This is a genomic window from Streptomyces sp. LN549, assembly GCF_043203805.1.
In the GTDB taxonomy this organism is placed as follows: Bacteria; Actinomycetota; Actinomycetes; order Streptomycetales; family Streptomycetaceae; genus Streptomyces.
In genome coordinates this window covers 6,263,703-6,284,006 of the sequence record NZ_JAZHRI010000002.1, presented here as the reverse complement: position 1 = coordinate 6,284,006, position 20,304 = coordinate 6,263,703, and the positions used below count along the sequence as shown (strand labels likewise).

The following is a 20,304-nucleotide window of genomic DNA, read 5'->3' as shown; positions in this document are numbered from 1 at the left end:
TGATGCGGTCAGTGAACTTCCGTTATCCGGACAGCTTGATCGAGTGAGCGGACCACTCGGCCGCTAATCCACCAGAACGGACATGACGCCCAACAGGCGTTATTGCGTGGTTATTTGGGTGACTGCGGCGGATGTCTTGTCCGCCGGGGAGTCGTTTGTCCGTTCCTGGGGCCGGGCCCGGGCGGGCCTAGTAGGCGCGCGGGGCGGGGCCGGGGGCCTGGGGGTAGCCGTAACCGGGAGCGACGACGGCGCCACGGCCGGCCGGGGCGTGCGGCTCGCGGTCGTAGAACGGACGGGAGTTGGCGCGCAGCCACATCGCGACCGGGTCGTACTCGTCGGCCATCGCGACCGTGGAGACCGGGAGCCCTTCCGGGACCGTGCCGATGGACTGCTGCATCATCGACCGCACGGCGTCCACGGACGGCCCGCTCGTGTCGTACAGATCCAGTCCGATGGCGAGGTACGGGACGCCGAGCGCGGGCTGCACCCAGGCGCGGCGCAGCGAGCGGATCGCGGGGGTGTGGTGGGCGTTCTGCGTGAGCTGGGCGTAGAACTGCGGGATCTCGATGGCGGGGTCGCTGATTCGCAACGGGCCGGCGGGCATCCGGTCGAGGCCGGTGGCGATCCGGCGCAGGTCCAGCCAGGGGATGCCCACACCGCCGCCCGGCGCGTGCGGGTTCAGCCAGATGCCCCAGCGGTCGGGGAACAGGGCGCGGGCGATGTCGCGGCCGCTCACGACCTCGTGGTCCCGGTTCCAGCCGCTGGCGGAGAGCTCCTGGGCGGAGGTGACACAGGGGGCGTAGCCGAGGCCGTCGATCTCCATGTTGCCGTACTGGGCGTCGGGCGAGCCGGCCCGGCCGTGCCAGAGGAGCATCCAGATCCGGTCGGCCGCCAGGGCCTGGAGGAGTGCCTCGTACGCGTCGTAGCGCCCGGGGGTCACTTGGCGCAGCATGTGCTCGACCTGCCCGGCCGCCGCGGTGCCTGACGCACTCACCCTGGGTCCCGCCCCTCTTCGATCCACTGTGTCGGCCTGCCGCTCCCGGGGCTCTCGGGGGCGGCACGGTGCCGAGGCACCAGCCATCAAACCAGCTTATGCGGCGGCCCTGACACCGACTTGACTCCCCGGGCCGGAGCCGTCAGCCCGCGGCGCCGGTCCTTCTGCCGTACCGCTACTCGGCGGGGCGCTGATAGAAGGGCCGCACCCGTGCCCGCATCCAGTCGGCGACCGGGTCCTGGGCCACGTCGAGCAGCACCAGGTTGACCGGCCACGGCACCTCGACGCGCCCCAGCGCCCGGCCCAGGGCGTCCATGGGGGCGTTGCGCCCGGCTCCGTCCCAGGTGGAGAACTCGATGCCGACGAAGAGAACGGGGTCGCCGCCCTCGATGCTGGCCAGGGCGCGGCGGGCGCTGAGCACGACGCCGCTCGCCTCGAACTCCCCGGCCGCGGCGGAGAGGAAGTCGACGGGCTCCTCCTGCCAGTCCGGCTCGTACAGCCGGACCCGGCCACCGCTGGCGGGTCCGTCCAGCACGGTGCGTCCGGCCCGGCAGAGCTCGGCGACAGCGGGCGGGGGCAGCGGCATGCCGACCGCGCCGCCCGGGTTCACCGCGATGCCGAGCTGCGGGGGCAGACCCCGGGCGAACTCGCGGGCGGGGGCCACGGTGAACGACATGTGGGCGCCGACGCAGGCGAGGAACTGCTGTTCGGAGCTGAACACGGGGACGTACGGCGCGCCCTCGATGTCCAGCGTCGGCAGGTCGAGGTCGGTCGCGTCCGGAGAGCCGCCGCTGGGCAGGGGCACCCAGAGGTGGCTGCGACCGAGCACCTCCACCAGCCGGCCGCCCGCCTCCGGGCTGCCGAGCGAGGCGCTCAGCACTTCTTCGAGCTCATTGGCCGGCCATCCGCCCTGCGGATGGGTCCGGGCCGGTGCCGGAATGTCCACTGTCTCCCTCTCGCGCCCCATGTCGTGCAGCAAGAGATTAACGCCGCATCCCCGGGACCCTGGCGGGCCCACCGTACTGTCCAGTCATCGGACAGCCCTCGCTCAGGCCTCACTCTGTGCATCTGCGAATGAGATCCGCGTCAGCAGCCCCGCCGCCTCCCGGTCCAGCAGCACCGCCGAGGCACACCCGAGCGGCAGCAGGCCCGCCTCGGTGTCCCGCAGCAGCCGCCCCACGGCCCGGCGGTGCCGGGCGAACGCGTATCCGGAGACCCCTCGGCCGCGCTCGCGCTGCCCCTCCCTCGCCGTCTGCGGGGTGACGTCGAGCAGCACGAGGTGCAGGATGCGGCCGCGGCGCCGGGCATCACGGGCCAGCCAGCCGCGCACCCAGGCCTGGGTGCCGCAGTCGTGGACGACGACGGATGCGCCGGAGCGCAGCACCCGCCACAGGCCCCAGTAGTGGGCGACGCGGACGAGCGGACGGTAGAGGGCGTACGGGAGTAAGCGGGGCACCAGGTCCGCCCAGCGGTCCCTGGTGTTCTGGGAGTCGACGGCGTGCACCGAGACAGCCCGTGCGATGAGGGTCGATTTGCCGCTGCCGGGCAGTCCGGAGACCACCACCACGTCGCCCGCCGCGAAGTGCAGGCTGCGAGGGCTGCGCCCGCCCCGCTCCCGCAGGTCCCGTACGACGGGTGCGTGCGGGCCCACCACCTCCCTGGCCGGCGCACCCGGCTGCGCGGGCAGTGCGCCGTGCGCGACCCCCGCGGTCGTCGCGTACCGCTGCGTCGTCATCGCCCTCCCCCTGTCGGCTGACCCACACCTGCCCAAGAAGTGTAAAGAAAAGGTAATGCGGCACAACCGTCCGACCCGCCGGATCCCGCAGGAGACCGGCACCGGTACCGGCCCCCCACTCTCCCGCAATGCGTGCGATGATGACCCCGTCAACTGCATATAGGCCGCTCGAATCCGCGCGGGAGAGTCCCGGCCACCGTGCCGGGCGCCGAAGGAGCAAGATCCTCCCTTGAATCTCTCAGGCCCCGTACCGCGTGGATGAGGCAGATCTGAAAAGCGAGTCGCCCTGCGGCTCCACCCAAGGTGCAAGCCGAACCCCTCCGGGGCCTCTCGGCGAACCTCTCAGGTTCCGATGACAGATGGGGAGGGATCGTCCTCGTCGTCATGCCCTGGGAGCCTTATCCATGAGCACCGCCCCCCGTCTCACCGCCCTCGATGCCCTGCACCGTTCGCTGGGTGCGACCATGACCGACTTCGCGGGCTGGGACATGCCCCTGAGGTACGCCAGTGAGCGCGACGAGCACAACGCCGTGCGCACGAAGGCCGGCCTCTTCGACCTTTCGCACATGGGCGAGATCACCGTCACCGGCCCCGAGGCCGTGGCCCTGCTGAACTTCGCGCTCGTCGGCAACATCGGCACCGTCTCGGTGGGCCGCGCCCGCTACACGATGATCTGCGCCGAGGACGGCGGCATCCTGGACGACCTGATCGTCTACCGCCTGGGCGAGACCGAGTACATGGTCGTCGCCAACGCGGGCAACGCGCAGATCGTGCTGGACGCCCTGACCGCGCGCGCCGAGGGCTTCGACGCCGAGGTGCGCGACGACCGCGACGCGTACGCGCTGCTCGCCGTCCAGGGCCCCGAGTCCCCCGCCATCCTCGCCGCCGTCACCGACGCCGACCTGGACGGCCTGAAGTACTACGCCGGGCTGCCCGGCACGGTCGCCGGAGTCCCCGCGCTGATCGCCCGTACCGGCTACACCGGCGAGGACGGCTTCGAGCTGTTCGTCGCACCCGAGCACGCCGAGCAGCTGTGGCGGGCCCTCACCGAGGCGGGTGCCTCGCGCGGCCTCATCCCGTGCGGGCTCTCCTGCCGCGACACGCTGCGCCTGGAGGCGGGCATGCCGCTGTACGGCCACGAGCTGACCACGGCGCTGACGCCGTTCGACGCCGGTCTGGGCCGGGTCGTGAAGTTCGAGAAGGAGGGCGACTTCGTCGGCCGCAAGGCCCTGGAGGCCGCCGCCGAGCGCGCCGAGACCGCCCCGCCCCGCAAGCTCGTCGGTCTGGTCGCAGAGGGCCGCCGGGTGCCGCGCGCCGGGTACCCCGTTGTCGCCGTCGGCGGGACCGCCGCCCAGGTCATCGGCGAGGTCACCTCGGGCGCGCCCTCGCCCACACTCGGCAAGCCGATCGCCATGGCGTACGTCGACGCCGCACACGCCACGCCCGGCACCGCGGGCGTCGCGGTGGACATCCGGGGCAGCCACGAGCCTTACGAGGTCGTGGCGCTGCCGTTCTACAAGCGGCAGAAGTAGAACCGCAGGCGGATCCGGCACTGCGCAAGTGACGCAGTCCCGTCTCACACCGTAAGACCATCGTTCATCAGCACTCCCCCGCGTACAGGAGAATTCAGGTCATGAGCAACCCCCAGCAGCTGCGGTACAGCAAGGAGCACGAGTGGCTGTCGGCCGTCGAGGACGGTGTGGCCACGATCGGCATCACGGAGTTCGCGGCCAACGCGCTCGGTGACGTCGTCTACGCCCAGCTCCCCGAGGTCGGTGACACGGTGACCGCGGGCGAGACCTGCGGCGAGCTGGAGTCGACCAAGTCGGTCAGCGACCTGTACTCGCCGGTGACCGGCGAGGTCACGGACGCGAACCAGGACGTCGTGGACGACCCGTCGCTGGTGAACTCCGCTCCGTTCGAAGGCGGCTGGCTGTTCAAGGTACGCGTCGCGGAGGAGCCGAAGGACCTGCTCTCCGCCGACGAGTACACCGAGTTCTCCGGCAACTGAGACCCCAAGGGACCACCTGATGTCGCTTCTCAACTCCTCCCTCCACGAGCTGGACCCGGACGTCGCCGCCGCTGTCGACGCCGAGCTCCACCGTCAGCAGTCCACCCTCGAAATGATCGCCTCGGAGAACTTCGCTCCGGTCGCGGTCATGGAGGCCCAGGGCTCCGTCCTGACCAACAAGTACGCCGAGGGCTACCCCGGCCGCCGCTACTACGGCGGCTGCGAGCACGTCGACGTGGTCGAGCAGATCGCGATCGACCGCATCAAGGCGCTCTTCGGCGCCGAGGCCGCGAACGTGCAGCCGCACTCCGGTGCGCAGGCCAACGCCGCCGCGATGTTCGCGCTGCTGAAGCCGGGCGACACGATCATGGGCCTGAACCTGGCGCACGGCGGTCACCTGACCCACGGCATGAAGATCAACTTCTCCGGCAAGCTCTACAACGTGGTCCCGTACCACGTCGACGACACGGGCACCGTGGACATGGCCGAGGTCGAGCGCCTCGCCAAGGAGTCCAAGCCGAAGCTGATCGTGGCCGGCTGGTCCGCCTACCCCCGTCAGCTGGACTTCGCCGCCTTCCGCCGCATCGCGGACGAGGTCGGCGCGTACCTGATGGTCGACATGGCGCACTTCGCCGGTCTGGTCGCCGCGGGTCTGCACCCCAACCCGGTGCCGCACGCCCACGTCGTCACGACCACCACGCACAAGACCCTCGGCGGTCCGCGCGGTGGCGTGATCCTGTCGACGCAGGAACTCGCCAAGAAGATCAACTCGGCGGTCTTCCCGGGGCAGCAGGGCGGTCCGCTGGAGCACGTCATCGCGGCCAAGGCGGTCTCGTTCAAGGTGGCGGCGACCGCGGAGTTCAAGGAGCGCCAGCAGCGCACCCTGGACGGCGCCCGCATCCTCGCCGAGCGTCTGGTGCAGCCGGACGTCACCGAGGTCGGCGTCTCCGTCCTGTCCGGCGGCACGGACGTGCACCTGGTCCTGGTGGACCTGCGCAACTCCGAGCTGGACGGCCAGCAGGCCGAGGACCGGCTGCACGAGCTGGGCATCACGGTCAACCGGAACGCCATCCCCAACGACCCGCGGCCGCCGATGGTCACCTCGGGTCTGCGGATCGGCACGCCGGCCCTGGCCACCCGCGGTTTCCAGACCGAGGACTTCACCGAGGTCGCCGAGATCATCGCGTCCGCTCTCAAGCCGTCCTACGACGCGGACGACCTGAAGGCCCGCGTCGTCGCGCTCGCCGAGAAGTTCCCGCTGTACCCCGGCCTGAAGTAGTCCGGACCAGCGTATTTGCACGTTGGGGAGGGGCACCGCGCACACTGAACAGTGAGCGCGGTGCCCCATCCCTTGTCCCCGCTCTTCGGGCCCACCCCGCCCGTACCGCACCACCCGGCAGACAAAGGCGTCTACCAACCCTTAGGAGTCACCCCGTGGCCATCTCGGTCTTCGACCTGTTCTCGATCGGCATCGGCCCGTCCAGCTCCCATACGGTCGGCCCCATGCGCGCGGCCCGTATGTTCGCGCGCCGGCTGAAGAACGAGGGCCTGCTGGCCCACACCGTCTCGATACGCGCCGAACTCTTCGGCTCCCTCGGCGCAACCGGCCACGGCCACGGCACCCCCAAGGCCGTGCTGCTCGGCCTGGAGGGCGAGTCCCCCCGTACCGTCGACGTCGAAACGGCGGACGACCGGGTCGACACGATCCGCACCACCGGCCGGCTCAACCTCCTCGGCATGCACGAGATCGCCTTCGACGCCGACAAGCAGCTGATCCTGCACCGCCGCAAGGCGCTGCCGTACCACGCCAACGGCATGACGGTCTTCGCGTACGACCACGAGGGCACCCTGCTCCTCGAGAAGACGTACTACTCCGTCGGCGGCGGCTTCGTCGTCGACGAGGACGCCGTCGGCGAGGACCGGATCGTCCTCGACGACACGGTCCTCAAGCACCCCTTCCGCACCGGCGACGAGCTGCTGCGCCTCGCCCGCGACACCGGTCTGTCGATCTCCTCCCTGATGCTGGAGAACGAACGCGCCTGGCGTACCGAGGACGAGATCCGCTCCGGCCTGCTGGACATCTGGCGCGCCATGCAGGCCTGCGTCTCCCGCGGCATGTCCCGCGAGGGCATCCTGCCCGGCGGCCTCAAGGTCCGCCGCCGCGCCGCGAACACCGCGCGCCAGCTGCGCGCCGAGGGCGACCCGCAGACCCACGCGATGGAGTGGATCACCCTCTACGCGATGGCGGTCAACGAGGAGAACGCCGCGGGCGGCCGCGTCGTCACCGCCCCGACCAACGGTGCGGCCGGCATCATCCCGGCGGTGCTGCACTACTACATGAACTTCGCGGCCGGCGGCGCCACCGAGGCGGAGAAGGACGACAGCATCGTCCGCTTCCTGCTGGCGGCCGGCGCCATCGGCATGCTGTTCAAGGAGAACGCCTCCATCTCCGGCGCCGAGGTCGGCTGCCAGGGCGAGGTCGGCTCCGCCTGCTCCATGGCCGCGGGCGCCCTCGCCGAGGTTCTGGGCGGCACCCCCGAGCAGGTCGAGAACGCCGCCGAGATCGGCATGGAGCACAACCTCGGCCTGACCTGCGACCCGGTCGGCGGGCTCGTCCAGATCCCGTGCATCGAGCGCAACGGCATGGCGGCGGTGAAGGCAGTCACCGCCGCGAAGATGGCACTGCGCGGCGACGGCATCCACAAGGTCTCCCTCGACAAGGTCATCAAGACCATGAAGGAGACGGGCGCCGACATGAGCGTCAAGTACAAGGAGACGGCGCGGGGCGGGCTCGCGGTGAACATCATCGAGTGCTGAGGTTCCAGGCCCTGACCAGCGCGTTTCTACCTTTGGTGCTTGTCAGGGCCTTCCCTGCCCACGCGGCGGAGAATCCGTGGAAAATATCGAGGCCGCCCAGAATTTGACCGGGTGGTCATTGTCGTCAAGACGGCTGTACGAATCGTCTGCCGCCACTCGCACCTCACGACGGGGGCGGGCGGCGGGGTTGGCGGGACACATCGGAGGGGCCCTGGTGCCATTGGCACCAGGGCCCCGAAGGAACTGCTACACCATCGGCCGGCCCTGATCGGCTGTGCCGGCCCTTCTTGTTCCGCATTCCCACCCGGGAGAGGTCGGGGGTTGCGGGGATCGCGGTTGCTTGACCGGAGACCACCTCACTCACGATGTCCTGCGGTACCCGGGCCCAGAATTACCGCCCGGGCGATCCTGATGGCGCCCGACTCCTCCGCTTCTTACCCTCTGAATCACTACTGCCGGCACTACTTCACTGCGTACTGCTCGGTGGACTGACAGTGCCACCGCTTCGGCAGCCAGCCCCGTCGCCCGTCCTGCGACTGCTCTGGCTTGGAACCCCACTGCCGAACCCCCCGGAGCGTGCGCCCACAGCAGACGCCTTCACCGAGGTACCGCTCTTTCGTCCTGCCGCTGTGTGGTGCCACTGCGTGAACTGCTCGCGGCGGCCCCTGATCACTGCGGGCCACCCAGCCCGGTGGTCAGTCCCGTCGCCATCCAGCAACTGCTCCGGCTTCGAAAGCTCCACCACCGAACCGTCCAACACCCTGCGATTGCAGTACCGCTGCCCGGCAGTTCGTCCCTGCCGGGTCCTGCTGTCCTCTGGGCTACGAGAGAAACCATAACCACACCACCACCCAATGTCTACTCCAGTCACCATAGATTTCCATGTGGTCCGCGAGAAGATAATCGAGCCCAGGCAGCACACAGGCGCGCAGCCGGGAACCCCGCGGCCCCGCAGGCCGAGCCCGCGAGCAGCCCGGATACCCGAGTCCGTCGCGTCGCACGGGTGACGGGAGCGGCCTTCCTGGAAGCACGAGGAGCACGCCGGAAGAGCCAAAGCCCGAAGCGATCGGCGCACGCACGAACGCTTTCCACTGTCGTCGGCGATACCGAAGACGCCCGATCAACAACTCAGACAGGGCGGGGGCCTCGCTCGAAGCGCACGACACCGCCGGTGCTGTCCCCGCCCAGGTAGTCGGCAGACACGACCCAGCGGCTGCGCGTCCTTCCGGCCGGGCGGTGCACAGCCGCCCCTCGGAAGTACGACCGCTGTGGCGGGAACAGGTCGGGCTCACGGCGGCACGTCGCGCGACCGAAAGGGGGAGCCCGTGTCATGCAGTGGGGTAGCTTGCCTTTCCGTACTCGCCCGACAAGACGTGTCGCAGGCACGTACTGGGGCGACACGCCAGGGGGGAAGGGCTCTTCCATGCGGGACAGCGGAATGGACGAACTGGGTGAGGCACTGGCCGCTGCGGAGGCCGCGCCGCCGGTGGAGTCCGTCGACGTCATCGCCGCGACTTTGCGAAGACAGCTCGGGGCCCGGTCGGTGTCGTTCCTGATCACCGACTTCACCGGCGCCTCCGTCGTCCGCCTGGGCACCGCGGACGGCATCGACCTGGAGTGTCCCGCAGATCCGATCGCCGTCTCCGGCACCGTCTACGACAGGGTGATACGGGCCCAGCAACCGCATGTGGAGTCCATAGGGGACAGTGCTTGGACTCGGGTGATCGCACCGGTCACCAATCGCGGGGACGCCCTCGGGCTGCTGGAGCTTCATCTGCCCCACCACCCCGGCCCGGACACCCTGCTGAAAATCAGCCGGAGCGCCCACGCCCTGTCCTACATCGTCATCGCGAACCGGCCCTTCACCGACCTGTACCAGTGGGGCCGCCGCACCACCCCGCTGAGCCTGGCCGCCGAGATCCAGTACCAGCTGTTGCCGACCTCCCTGGCCTGCGAGGCCGCCCAGTTCGCGGTCGCCGGGGCCTTGGAGCCGGCCGAGCACGTCGGCGGCGACACCTTCGACTACGTCATAGACCGCGACCACGTCCAACTGTCCGTCACCGACGCCATGGGCCACGACGTCGACGCCGCCCTCCTGGCCACCCTGCTTGTCGGCGCACTGCGCCGCGCCCGCAGGCAGGGAGCCGACCTCGCCGAACAAGCACGGACCGCCGACCAGGCCGTGGCCGAGCACAGCGGCGGCCGCTACGCCACCGGACAACTGCTGCGGATCAGCCTGCAAGACGGTCAAACCGAGTTCATCAACGCCGGCCACCCCTGGCCCCTGCGCCTGCGCGCCGGGAAAGTCGAGGAGATCGCGCCGGCCATCGACATGCCCTTCGGTTTCCTGGCCCCGCACACCTACACGGTCCAGCACCTGGACCTGCAGGAAGGGGACCGGCTGATCATGCTCACCGACGGAATGCAGGAGCGCAGCGCCGCGAACCTCGATCTGCCCGGCCTCATCGAGAGCACTCAGGACCTGCACCCGCGGGAGGCCGCTCGCGTCCTGGTCGAGCACGTCGTCCGTGCCCATGACGGCCTCCTTCACGACGACGCCACCGTGATGTGCCTGGACTGGTACGGCACCGAGTCAACCCGCCGCGACGCCGACCACGGCGCTGACGTCACCGACGCCTCCCCCGCGGCCGGGCAGCACACCGCACCCCCAGGGCCCGCGGACTCCCGAACGTGAAGTTGCCCGGCCACGTTCATCCCAGGACCGGAGTGCACGTCGAGCCCGAGGACCGACACGACGCGGGGGCATGCCGACTTGCTCCCCTTCGGCCCTGCTGCCGGACTGGCATCGCTGAGGTGTCCTTGAGGGTGGGAACCCAGCCGGCCGCATGCGGGGGAATCCTGGGTGCCGCCCACAAGCCCCCGGCGCCTTCGGCGTCAGGACCTCAGCACCCTCTTAGCCGAAACCGGCACCGCACAGAAGCAGCCCGATGGTCGACGAATATGATCGGCCCCATGACGAAGCCTGACGCGCTGCTTGTTGACGTTGTCGCCCTGGTGGAATCCGGGCACAGCAATCAGATGTCGTTGACCGTGGTTGCCGGTGGTGCTGTCATCACTGGCCGGCTGGCTCCCGAAGCTGTCTGGAGGCAACGGGTGTCGGAGGTCCTGGCGGACTCGGCCCGCCTGAGCGACTTTTCTGCCATGTTCGCCACCGCGGCACCCCAGGAAGGACCGCCCACACATCTGCACTTCCATGTGGCTCGGATTCTGCAGGGCACGGTGGGAATCCCGGAGACAGGCGGGATGTACCGGGTGGCGATCGAAGACGTCAGTGCCTGGACCATGGGCAACTTCAGCTACTCCGACCGCTGACCCACTGCCGTCCGGACAGCCCCCGGCACACGGTGAGGGTCCGACCGGCGCACCCCGGTCGGACCCTCACCGCTGCTTGCCGGCGGCTCTGTGGCCGCTGCCCGCCGGTCAGGCGGCCACAGAGCCGCCGAGCATCGCGGACGCGCGTGTCAACGGGTCGAGAACGCGGCTGGGGGCGGAGGCCTGGGGGAGGTCGCGGCAGGTGAAGCCGAGCTGGGCCATGGCCCGAAGGACCTCGCCGGCGCTGAAGTCGCGGCGGTCCTGGCGTGTGACGACCTGTCCGACCTGTTTGACGGGGTAGGTGCGTCGGCCGATGATCACGGACTCGCCGGAAACCTGCTCGGGCTTGATGCCGTTCATCGCTTCCAGGACGCCGCTCCTGGTGAGGTCGAACGGGAAACGGGCGATGACACAGCGCATGATGCCTCACAAGGAGAGGGCGGAGGGGAGATGGTCGTGCCGCGGTGAGGCAGTTCAGCCGGCAAGGGCAAGGATGCGCGGAGTGCTGCCCTGTGCGTCGGCGGCCGGCAGCGCATAGAGCAAGCCGCCGCGCGTTGCGTGCTCAGCTCGGGGCATCGTGGTCACGGGCGGGGTGGGCGGCCTGTGGTCGCCGAGGATGTCGCGCAGCTGAACCCGGTCGGTGTAGTCGGGGCTGTCGCGTACCGCGGCGAGCTGTGCCCAGGTGACCAGTTGGGTGCACGGCCCGTAGGGGTCACAGACAAGCAGGTGCCCGGTGCGGGCACTGGCCATGACAGACAGCGCGACCTCGACAGTCATGTCGTCACAGACCTCAGGTCCGCCCGTGCCCTTGGCCATGGCCGCCGCCGTGTGCCCGATGGTGGCACTGGCCGAGCGGGATTGCATCTGAACCAGCGTCAAAGTGTGTCTCCTGCAGAGGTGGGTCAGTTTCCTGATCACGAGAGTTCCAGGGTCTTTCGTTTGGATCCGGCCGGATCAGGGAGCCCGGCATGATCCAGACGAGAGGCCCTAGGCCGCCGCATCGAAGGAGGACTGCTGCGCGGTCACGCGCCGTGCAGCCGAGGCGGGGCTGCGCCGTCCGCGTGAGGACGCGCCGCGCTGACGACGCGCGACTACCGGCGCGGTGATCGTCACGGGAATACCGGAGGGGGTCTGGGCTCCGGTGATGCGGCCGAGTGCCTCTTCGCCGGAGCGGACCTGGGTGGTCTGGGGCACGATGCCGGCGGCGGTCATGAGGCGGGTCATGTCGCGGCGCTGGTTGGGGGTGACGAGGGTGACGACGCTGCCGGACTCCCCTGCCCGCGCGGTACGGCCGCCGCGGTGGAGGTAGTCCTTGTGGTCGGTCGGCGGGTCGACGTTGACGACGAGGTCGAGGTTGTCGACGTGAATGCCGCGTGCGGCGACGTTCGTGGCCACGAGCACGGTGACGTGCCCGGTCTTGAACTGGGCCAGGGTCCGGGTGCGCTGCGGCTGCGACTTCCCGCCGTGCAGGGAAGCGGCCCGGACACCGCTGGCCAGCAGGTGGTCGGTGAGCTTGTCCACGGCCCGCTTGGTGTCCAGGAACATGATCACCCGGCCCTCGCGCGCCGCGATCTCGGTCGTCGTCCGGTGCTTGTCGGCGCCGTGGACGTGCAGGACGTGGTGCTCCATCGTGGTGACCGCGCCTGCGGACGGATCAACGGAATGGACGACCGGGTCGGCGAGGTAGCGTCGGACCAGGCGGTCGACGTTGCGGTCGAGGGTGGCGGAGAACAGCATCCGCTGGCCCTCGGGGCGGACCTGGTCGAGGAGCGCGGTGACCTGGGGCATGAAGCCCATGTCGGCCATCTGGTCGGCCTCGTCCAGGACGGTGATCGCGACCTGGTCGAGTCGGCAGTCACCGCGGTCGATGAGGTCCTTGAGCCGGCCCGGCGTCGCAACGACGACCTCGGCACCGCCACGCAGCGCGTTGGCCTGCCTCCCGATCGACATTCCGCCGACGACGGTGGCAAGGCGCAGCCGCACCGAGCGGGCGTAGGGGGCCAGGGCGTCGGTCACCTGTTGTGCCAGCTCACGCGTCGGCACGAGGACCAGGGCCAGGGGCTGGCGGGGCTCGGCGCGCTGACCGGCGGTGCGGGCCAGCAGAGCCAGGCCGAAGGCGAGAGTCTTGCCGGAGCCGGTTCGCCCGCGTCCCAGGGCGTCGCGGCCCGCGAGGGTGTTGGGCAGGGTCGCCCCCTGGATCGGGAACGGAACGCTCACACCCTGTGCGGTCAGCGCGTCCTTCAGTGGGGCGGGCATGTCGAGGTCGGCGAACGTCTCGACCGCGGGCAGCGCGGGAGTGACCGTGACCGGCAGGGCGAACTCGCCCTGGACCGCGGCGGGCCGGCGGCCCGGACCACCCGGACGGCCCTGGCCGCCGGAACCCCTCGGGGCAAACGAGCCGGAGCGGCTGCCGCGGCCTGAACCCGCGCCGGAGTCGGCGTTGCGGCTGCGGGAGGATCGGTTGTTCGTACGTGTGGGATTCATTCAGAACCTTCCTTGATACGGCACGTATCAAGGAATTCCCGCAGCGGAACAGCAGCGCAGGGAATCACAAGAACGGGCCGAAGAGAATGCGAAATAGATCGGGCCTGCGGTTGCCCCCGGAGCGGGGCACAGCCCATGAAAGGGGTGACGTCACGTGGCCGAGGAATCCAGGACGGCGCCGGGGTGCAGCTGCGAAGGAGCAGTCACCTGCGGAGAAGACTCCACGGGAGGGGGTTGCCCTGCAGGTGACACCACTGCAGGGAATGCCCGTACCCGGGGCTCACACCCCGAGGGGTGGGGGCCCCAGCCACGAAGTGCACGTCAGCGTCAGGCGGGGACGATGTTCTCGGCCGTCGGGCCCTTCTGGCCCGGTGCGATGTCGAAGGTGACCTTCTGACCCTCGAGCAGCTCACGGAAACCCTGGGCGGCGATGTTCGAGAAGTGGGCGAACACGTCAGCGCCGCCACCGTCCTGCTCGATGAAGCCGAAACCCTTGGCTGCGCTGAACCACTTCACAGTGCCTGACGCCATGTCATGTCTCCTTGGGGGGGCAGTACGTCGGGATCCGTGATGCACGGATGCCGCGTCGCCGCGATGATGCCCCACCCGGAGGAAACCGGAAATACAATGAAGCTTTCCCTGGCCGAAACACCGACGAAGAAGCTTGAAGTTTTGGGAACCACAACTGCAACTGAGATCGACAGTAGCATGCCGTAATGGTCCACGTACGGTGAATAATTCCACTCTCTTCACAGCGGTAAAAACACTCCCAGCGCGGCGCGTTGAACCCTCATATCGCGACCGTAGATATTGGTCCACCCGGAGCACGGCGTCACAGGAAGAACGACCACCCTTCACGCTCGAAGACAACGACCAATCGACTGAACGTCCGTACATCGGTGCATACATCGGTCACGACGCGGGATCAGGGTGGCGCCCCTGCTGCCGGGCAACCCAGGTGACGCCGACGTTTGCGGCCGTGAGCCCCTCCGGCCCGGGGCGACGTCACACATCGAGGGGTCTGCTCGAAAGCCCATGCCGCCAACGCGGGCCCTCTCGCCGCCATGTGGGCGCCGGCCCCTTGGTCCCGACGCCATTTGGGCCTTCCGAAGCCGAGTAGATCAGCTGGTCGTGGGGAACGATCAGGGCTTCCGAACGAGCATCTCCGCTCGCCAACCCGCAAGGACCGCCGATGCTTCCTGAGGTTCGCCCCCACGTGTCCGCCTCCCTCACCGACCAGCTGGAACAGCAGTTGGGCCCGGCTTCGGACCGCGATGCCGGCCGGCTCGACGTGGAGCGCGTCGCAGGTATCGCAGTCGTCGCGGCTGCCCATTCCGGTGGATACGCGGCCATCGGCCACCTCCTCGGACTACTGGCCGCGCTCCCTGCCCCCGCCGAGGCAGGAGAACGCTTCTGGTCGGACCTGTGGAGGTCTTCGGGCACCGCCTACCTGCTACCGGCCACCATCAAGGCTGACGTACTGCAGTCGCTGACAGGCGAAGGAGCCGCCCTGGCCCGGCAGATCCTCTCGGCCGTCGACGAGATGACCCCGCCCCAGCGTGTCGCAGCCGGGGAGGTGATCGGCCAGGCCCTCGCCGAGTCCGACCACCTCCCCGAGCTCAAGACACAGGTCATTGGAGAACTGTGGCTCCGCGATCTCGAACTCACTGCCTGGCGCGTCCTGCACGCCGACGGCAGGTCGGACGATCCCGCTGGACGAAAGGCCTTCCTCGAAGCCTGGACGAACGTCTGAAGGCAGGCCGCCCCGAGCTGCTGGGCCGCCGCCCGCGTTCGGGGTGACGCCGTGACCGAGCCGCACCGGCACCCACCCGGGCGGCTCGGCCGGGTGCACGGGCACGGGGCCCTGCATGGCGTGCTCGCGGTGGACAGCCTTCAGCCGGGAGCGGCCCACAACTCGGTTCGGGCACGTCCAACGGGGTCGTGAACGAGGCGCCGAAGCATGGCGGTACGCCGCGATGAAGCGCTTGTCCGGCACCCAGTCCCCGGGGGTGGGTGCGGACGTCCCTCCGCGTTCCGGGACGGCGGCTCTCCACCGCGGCTCCACCTTCCCTGCAGCTCCGGCCTCCACGCTACGAGCGGAAAGAGACTGGAGTCATCTGCTGTGGAGGCTGGCTACGTGAAGGCACTCGTGCTGTCGGGCGGGGCTGGGACCCGACTTCGACCGATCACCCATACTTCGGCGAAACAGTTGGTTCCTGTGGCCAACAAGCCCGTCCTCTTCTACGGTCTCGAGGCGATCGCCGATGCCGGCATCACCGAGGTCGGCGTCGTCGTCGGGGACACCGCCGACGAGATCCGCAAGGCCGTGGGGGACGGTTCCGCGTTCGGACTCGAGGTCACCTACATCCGCCAGGACGCGCCGCTGGGGCTGGCGCACGCAGTACGCGTGGCCCGTGAGTTCCTGGGCGACGACGACTTCGTGATGTACCTCGGCGACAACTTCATCGTCGGCGGCGTCACCGAACTGGTGGACAGCTTCCGCACCGAGCGCCCCGACGCGCACATCCTGCTGACCCCCGTGCTCGACCCGTCGGCCTTCGGAGTGGCGGAACTGGACGCGGAGGGCCGGGTGTCCGCACTGGTGGAGAAGCCCGAACACCCCAAGAGCGATCTCGCCCTGGTGGGCGTCTACCTGTTCACCCCGGCCATCCACGACGCCGTTCTGGCCATCAAGCCGTCGTGGCGTGGCGAACTGGAGATCACCCACGCGATCCAGTGGCTGATCGACGAGGGCCGGGACGTGCGGTCGACCACGATCTCGGGGTACTGGAAGGACACCGGCAACGTCACCGACATGCTGGAGGTCAACCGCTCGGTGCTGGAGACCGTCGTCCCCGACGTGCTGGGCACGGTCGACGCCGACAGCGAGATCATCGGCCGGGTGCGGATCGAGAAGGGCGCCCGGATCACCGGCAGCAGGGTCGTCGGACCCGCCATCATCGGAGCCGACGCCGTGATCACCGACTCGTACGTCGGGCCGTTCACCTCCATCTCCGAGGGCTGCCACATCGCGGACAGCGAGGTCGAGTACACGATCATCCTGCAGAACTCCGCACTGACCGGTGTGCGCCGTGTCGAGGCCTCCCTCATCGGCCGCGACGTGCAGGTGACCCCGGCCCCCCGCAACCCGTCCGCCCACCGGTTCGTGCTCGGTGACCACAGCAAGGTGCAGATCTCGTCATGACGAAGCGTGTACTGGTCACCGGCGGTGCCGGCTTCATCGGTTCCCACTACGTCCGGACACTGCTGGGCCCGAAGGGGCCCGGCGATGTGTCCGTGACGGTACTGGACCGACTCACCTACGCGGGGAATCCCGCCAACCTGGATGCCGTACGCGCGCATCCCGGTTTCACGTTCGTGCAGGGCGACATCTGCGACGGCGAGGTCGTCGCACGGCTGATGGCCGGACACGACCAGGTGGTGCACTTCGCGGCGGAGTCGCACGTGGACCGGTCGATCGACGGAGGAGCCGAGTTCGTACGGACCAACGTGCTGGGCACGCACACCCTGGTGGACGCCGCCCGCCGGGCCGGCGTCGAGACGTTCGTGCACATCTCCACGGACGAGGTGTACGGGTCGATCGACGAGGGCTCCTGGCCGGAGACGGACCCGCTGCGGCCCAACTCCCCCTATGCGTCGGCGAAGGCGTCCAGCGACCTCATCGCGCTGTCCTACCACCGGACGCACGGCCTGGACGTGCGGGTGACCCGCTGCTCCAACAACTACGGCCCCCACCACTTCCCCGAGAAGTTCATCCCGCTCGTCGTCACGGAACTGCTGGACGGCGGGAAGATCCCGCTGTACGGCGACGGCGGCAACGTCCGGGACTGGCTGCACGTCGACGACCACGTCCAGGGCATCGAACTCGTACGCACCCGGGGGCGTGCCGGCGAGGTCTACAACATCGGCGGCGGCACCGAACTCTCCAACAAGGAGCTGGCGGTGATGCTCCTCGCCGCGTGCGGCGCCGACTGGGACTCCAGCGTCGTCCATGTCGAGGACCGCAAGGGCCACGACCGCCGGTACTCGGTCGACTGCTCGAAGATCCGCGACGAGCTGGGCTACGCGCCGCGGGTGGACTTCCGCGAAGGACTGGCGGAGACGGTCCAGTGGTACCGCGACCACCGCGACTGGTGGGAGCCGCTGAAGGAGCGGGCCGCGCTGTGAACCCGTGGCTGGTGACGGGGGCGGGCGGGATGCTCGCCCGTGACGTCCTGCGACAGCTCGCGGCGGCCGGCGTCCCCGCCTTCGGCCTGGGCCGCTCCGCCCTGGACGTCACTGAAGCCGACTCCGTGCGGTTCCTCCTCCGGGATCACCGCCCGGCCGTCGTGGTCAACTGCGCGGCCTGGACGGCGGTCGACGACGCGGAGGCGCAGCCCGAAGCGGCTCTCGCCGTCAACGGCACGGGCGCGCGCCGGGTAGCCGAGGCGTGTGCCGCGACGGGCGCCGTACTGATCCAGGTCTCCACGGACTACGTCTTCGCGGGCGACGCCGGAGCACCGTACCGGGAGGACGCGCCCACCGCGCCCCGGAGTGTGTACGGGCGCACCAAGCTGGCGGGCGAGCAGGGTGTGCTGGAGAACCTGCCGGACGCCGGCTACGTGGTGCGGACCGGCTGGCTGTACGGGGCGAACGGGCCCAGTTTCGTACGGTCGATGATCCGCCTGGAGCAGACGCGGGACACCCTCGACGTGGTCGACGACCAGCGGGGGCAGCCCACCTGGACGAGGGACCTCGCCGACCGGCTGGTCGCCCTCGGACGCGGTGCGCTCGACGGGACCGCCCCGCCCGGGGTGTATCACGGCACCAGTACGGGAGAGACGACCTGGTTCGAGTACGCCCGGCAGATCTTCACCCTTCTCGGCGCGGATCCCGAGCGCATACGCCCCACCTCCACCGATGTCTTCCCGCGGCCCGCGCCCCGGCCCGCGTACAGCGTGCTGAGCCACGGCCGGTGGCGCACGGCGGGGATCGAACCGATCAGGCCCTGGCGGGACGCGCTGGCCGAAGCGCTGCCCGAGGTGCGCCGAGCGGCCGGCGGCGGCCGGGCCGGCGGCGCGGACAGCCGGCCCCTGCGCTCGGCCTGACGGCCGGCCTCTGCCCGTCCTTCCCCATGCTCCGAGCCCGGTCCTCCTGGACCGGGCTCGGAGGCGTTCGCCCGGCCGGTGCGCCGGCCTGCGCTTCCGGCGGCGTCGGGTACGGCACGGGGCGGGATCCCGGGGCCGCCGTCGGCCGGGGCTTCGCGGTTCTGGAGTGCTCAACGCCCCGCCCGCACGACTGGCCCCGACTCGTACGAGTCGGGGCCAGGGGCGGGGATGCCCGGCGTGATCCGGACGAGAGGCCCGAAGGACTGTCCCGCAATTCCTGGCGGGCGCGCGACGACAGCTACGGCACCTCGCCGCGATGGCGGAACGCCCGAATACATCCAGTATGCGGGCGTCCCTCCGCCTTGCGATGCACCGCACCTGACGCCGCGCGCTGATCCACCAGGAATTGCAGGACAGCCCTTAGGCGGCGTTCCTCAGGGCCGGCGCGTCCAGTTCGGCGAAGCCCAGGAAGGTCAGCAGGCTGCGGGCCTCCACGTTGAGGTGGTTGCCGTAGCGCACGAACTCCATCAGCTGACGCAACGTCATCCAGGTGTAGTTGTCCGGGACGTCGACCGGGAAGCCGTCGTCCGCCTCGACCAGGAGATAGCGGTTCTGCGCGTGGTAGAACCGGCCGCCCTCCTCGGAATGGATCGCCTCGAAGCGCACGTTCTCGGGCGGTGCGGTGAGGACCTCGTCCAGGAACTGCGGCTTTCCGGCGCCGGGGGGCGACCCGTAGTTGCCCGGCTGGCAGTGGACCGTCGGCGCCATCTCGATCACGTCGCCGGCCCCCGTCTCGACCCGGGCCTGCACCAGCAGGTGCATCACGCCCTCCACGCGTTTGGCCACGAAGGCGATCACACCCTCGCTGCGGGGCTTGAGCATCACCTGGGACCAGCTGGCCACCTCGCGGTTGCTGGCGGCGACGTCGACGCCGACGACACTGAAGTGCTTGCCCTCGTCATGGGTGATGACGCCGTCGGACAGCGACCACGAGTGCACCTTCGACAACGGGATGCACTCCCGGGTCAGGGTGGCCCGGCACTTGGCCTCGGTGAACCAGCTCAGCAGCTCCGCGGTTTCGCGATGGCTCCCCGAATCCGGCTGCCAGGAGCGGGCCAGTGCGTTGCGGAACGTGTCTCCCCGGCGCTCGGAACCGGTCAGCCGGAACGGGGCCGCACCCGAGAGGACGGTCCGGGTGTCCATGTTCACCAGGTTGTCGACCGCGAGCAGTTCACCGATCTGGGCGACACTGAGCCAGCAGAAGTCGTCGAGCAGGTCGATGTCCTCCTCCACCTCGACGATCATGTTGCGGTTGCGCTTGCCCAGGAACCAGGACGCCTGCTCGGACTGGAGCGCGTCGTGCAGGACCCGTCCCCTGCGAGGGGTGACGAACCACTCCAGGTACGGAACGGCCTTGCCGCCGTGCACCTGTGTGTAGTTGCTCTTCGTCGCCTGCACGGTGGGCGAGAGCTGGACGAGGTTGACGTTGCCCGGCTCCATCTTGGCCTGCAGCAGGAAGTGCGGGACGCCGTCGAACTGCTTGACGAGGCACCCGAGGATCCCGTATTCGGGCTGCACGATGATGGGTTGCTGCCAGGCGTCGACCTCACGGCCCGAGTGCCTGACGTCCAGGCCCTCGACGGAGAAGAAGCGCCCGCTGCGGTGCACCAGGTTCCCGGTTCCCGGCTCGACGTGCCAGCCGTCGAGCCGGTCGAGCGGGACCTGGGACACGTGGTACTCGTTCGCCTCGCACCGGGCGGTGAACCAGCTGGTGAAGTCGGCTATTCCAGAAAACAATTGGGGCTCCCAAGTACTGTTCGAA

Annotated in this window: 18 protein-coding genes and 1 riboswitch; of the genes, 10 read left to right on the top strand and 8 right to left on the bottom strand. The window is 69.6% G+C overall.

From position 1 onward, the window contains the following. Positions 1-187: 187 nt before the first annotated feature. From SH922_RS28385 to SH922_RS28375, 3 genes are all read right to left on the bottom strand, one after another. Positions 188-994 (bottom strand): enhanced serine sensitivity protein SseB C-terminal domain-containing protein, encoded by an 807-nt coding sequence (locus tag SH922_RS28385; protein ID WP_393060787.1) that lies wholly within the window; start codon positions 992-994, stop codon positions 188-190. A 175-nt stretch (positions 995-1,169) separates the two neighbouring features. Next, complete coding sequence (locus SH922_RS28380; RefSeq protein ID WP_393063714.1) at positions 1,170-1,940, bottom strand: enhanced serine sensitivity protein SseB; 771 nt, start codon at positions 1,938-1,940, stop codon at positions 1,170-1,172. 102 nt (positions 1,941-2,042) lie between these two features. Further along, positions 2,043-2,729 (bottom strand): AAA family ATPase, encoded by a 687-nt coding sequence (locus SH922_RS28375; RefSeq protein WP_393060785.1) that lies wholly within the window; start codon positions 2,727-2,729, stop codon positions 2,043-2,045. A 169-nt stretch (positions 2,730-2,898) separates the two neighbouring features. After that, positions 2,899-2,992: riboswitch (glycine riboswitch) on the top strand. A gap of 141 nt (positions 2,993-3,133) precedes the next feature. On the opposite strand from SH922_RS28375, the gene gcvT reads away from it, so the two are divergent. The 6 genes from gcvT (at position 3,134) to SH922_RS28345 (ending at position 10,890) form a co-directional block, all read left to right on the top strand. After that, the gene (gcvT, locus tag SH922_RS28370; RefSeq protein ID WP_393060783.1) at positions 3,134-4,261 is read left to right on the top strand and encodes a glycine cleavage system aminomethyltransferase GcvT; all 1,128 of its coding nucleotides are present in this window, start codon (positions 3,134-3,136) and stop codon (positions 4,259-4,261) included. A gap of 101 nt (positions 4,262-4,362) precedes the next feature. Then, positions 4,363-4,740, top strand: a complete 378-nt coding sequence (gene gcvH / locus SH922_RS28365; protein WP_393060781.1) for a glycine cleavage system protein GcvH — start codon at positions 4,363-4,365, stop codon at positions 4,738-4,740. A 19-nt stretch (positions 4,741-4,759) separates the two neighbouring features. Continuing rightward, positions 4,760-6,019 (top strand): serine hydroxymethyltransferase, encoded by a 1,260-nt coding sequence (glyA, locus tag SH922_RS28360; protein WP_393060779.1) that lies wholly within the window; start codon positions 4,760-4,762, stop codon positions 6,017-6,019. Positions 6,020-6,174: 155 nt separating this feature from the next. Next, positions 6,175-7,557: an L-serine ammonia-lyase gene (locus SH922_RS28355; RefSeq protein WP_393060777.1), complete on the top strand. Its 1,383-nt coding sequence runs from the start codon at positions 6,175-6,177 to the stop codon at positions 7,555-7,557. 1,423 nt (positions 7,558-8,980) lie between these two features. Further along, positions 8,981-10,252 carry a PP2C family protein-serine/threonine phosphatase gene (locus tag SH922_RS28350; protein WP_393060775.1) on the top strand — a complete coding sequence of 424 codons (1,272 nt, stop codon included), beginning with the start codon at positions 8,981-8,983 and terminating at the stop codon, positions 10,250-10,252. Positions 10,253-10,530: 278 nt separating this feature from the next. Continuing rightward, positions 10,531-10,890 carry a hypothetical protein gene (locus tag SH922_RS28345; RefSeq protein ID WP_393060773.1) on the top strand — a complete coding sequence of 120 codons (360 nt, stop codon included), beginning with the start codon at positions 10,531-10,533 and terminating at the stop codon, positions 10,888-10,890. Between the two features lie 108 nt (positions 10,891-10,998). Here the strand turns inward: SH922_RS28345 and SH922_RS28340 are convergent, their stop codons facing one another. The 4 genes from SH922_RS28340 to SH922_RS28325 form a co-directional block, all read right to left on the bottom strand. Then, a complete protein-coding gene (locus SH922_RS28340) occupies positions 10,999-11,310 on the bottom strand; it encodes an SCO5918 family protein (RefSeq protein WP_393060771.1) in 312 nt (103 codons plus the stop codon). A gap of 54 nt (positions 11,311-11,364) precedes the next feature. Next, the gene (locus SH922_RS28335; protein WP_393060769.1) at positions 11,365-11,769 is read right to left on the bottom strand and encodes a hypothetical protein; all 405 of its coding nucleotides are present in this window, start codon (positions 11,767-11,769) and stop codon (positions 11,365-11,367) included. Between the two features lie 108 nt (positions 11,770-11,877). Next, positions 11,878-13,374, bottom strand: coding sequence for a DEAD/DEAH box helicase (locus SH922_RS28330; RefSeq protein ID WP_393060767.1), 1,497 nt, complete (start codon positions 13,372-13,374; stop codon positions 11,878-11,880). Between the two features lie 327 nt (positions 13,375-13,701). Further along, the gene (locus SH922_RS28325) at positions 13,702-13,905 is read right to left on the bottom strand and encodes a cold-shock protein (RefSeq protein ID WP_393060765.1); all 204 of its coding nucleotides are present in this window, start codon (positions 13,903-13,905) and stop codon (positions 13,702-13,704) included. 661 nt (positions 13,906-14,566) lie between these two features. On the opposite strand from SH922_RS28325, the gene SH922_RS28320 reads away from it, so the two are divergent. From SH922_RS28320 to rfbD, 4 genes are all read left to right on the top strand, one after another. After that, a complete protein-coding gene (locus tag SH922_RS28320; protein WP_393060763.1) occupies positions 14,567-15,127 on the top strand; it encodes a hypothetical protein in 561 nt (186 codons plus the stop codon). A 384-nt stretch (positions 15,128-15,511) separates the two neighbouring features. Further along, a complete protein-coding gene (locus tag SH922_RS28315; RefSeq protein WP_393060761.1) occupies positions 15,512-16,579 on the top strand; it encodes a glucose-1-phosphate thymidylyltransferase in 1,068 nt (355 codons plus the stop codon). Beyond that, positions 16,576-17,562, top strand: coding sequence for a dTDP-glucose 4,6-dehydratase (gene rfbB, locus SH922_RS28310; RefSeq protein WP_393060759.1), 987 nt, complete (start codon positions 16,576-16,578; stop codon positions 17,560-17,562). The genes SH922_RS28315 and rfbB overlap by 4 nt, the downstream gene beginning before the upstream one ends. Beyond that, complete coding sequence (gene rfbD, locus SH922_RS28305; RefSeq protein ID WP_393060757.1) at positions 17,559-18,482, top strand: dTDP-4-dehydrorhamnose reductase; 924 nt, start codon at positions 17,559-17,561, stop codon at positions 18,480-18,482. The genes rfbB and rfbD overlap by 4 nt, the downstream gene beginning before the upstream one ends. 420 nt (positions 18,483-18,902) lie before the next feature. On the opposite strand, the gene SH922_RS28300 is transcribed toward rfbD, so the two are convergent. Beyond that, positions 18,903-20,279, bottom strand: coding sequence for an NDP-hexose 2,3-dehydratase family protein (locus tag SH922_RS28300; protein ID WP_393060755.1), 1,377 nt, complete (start codon positions 20,277-20,279; stop codon positions 18,903-18,905). Positions 20,280-20,304 lie beyond the last annotated feature (25 nt).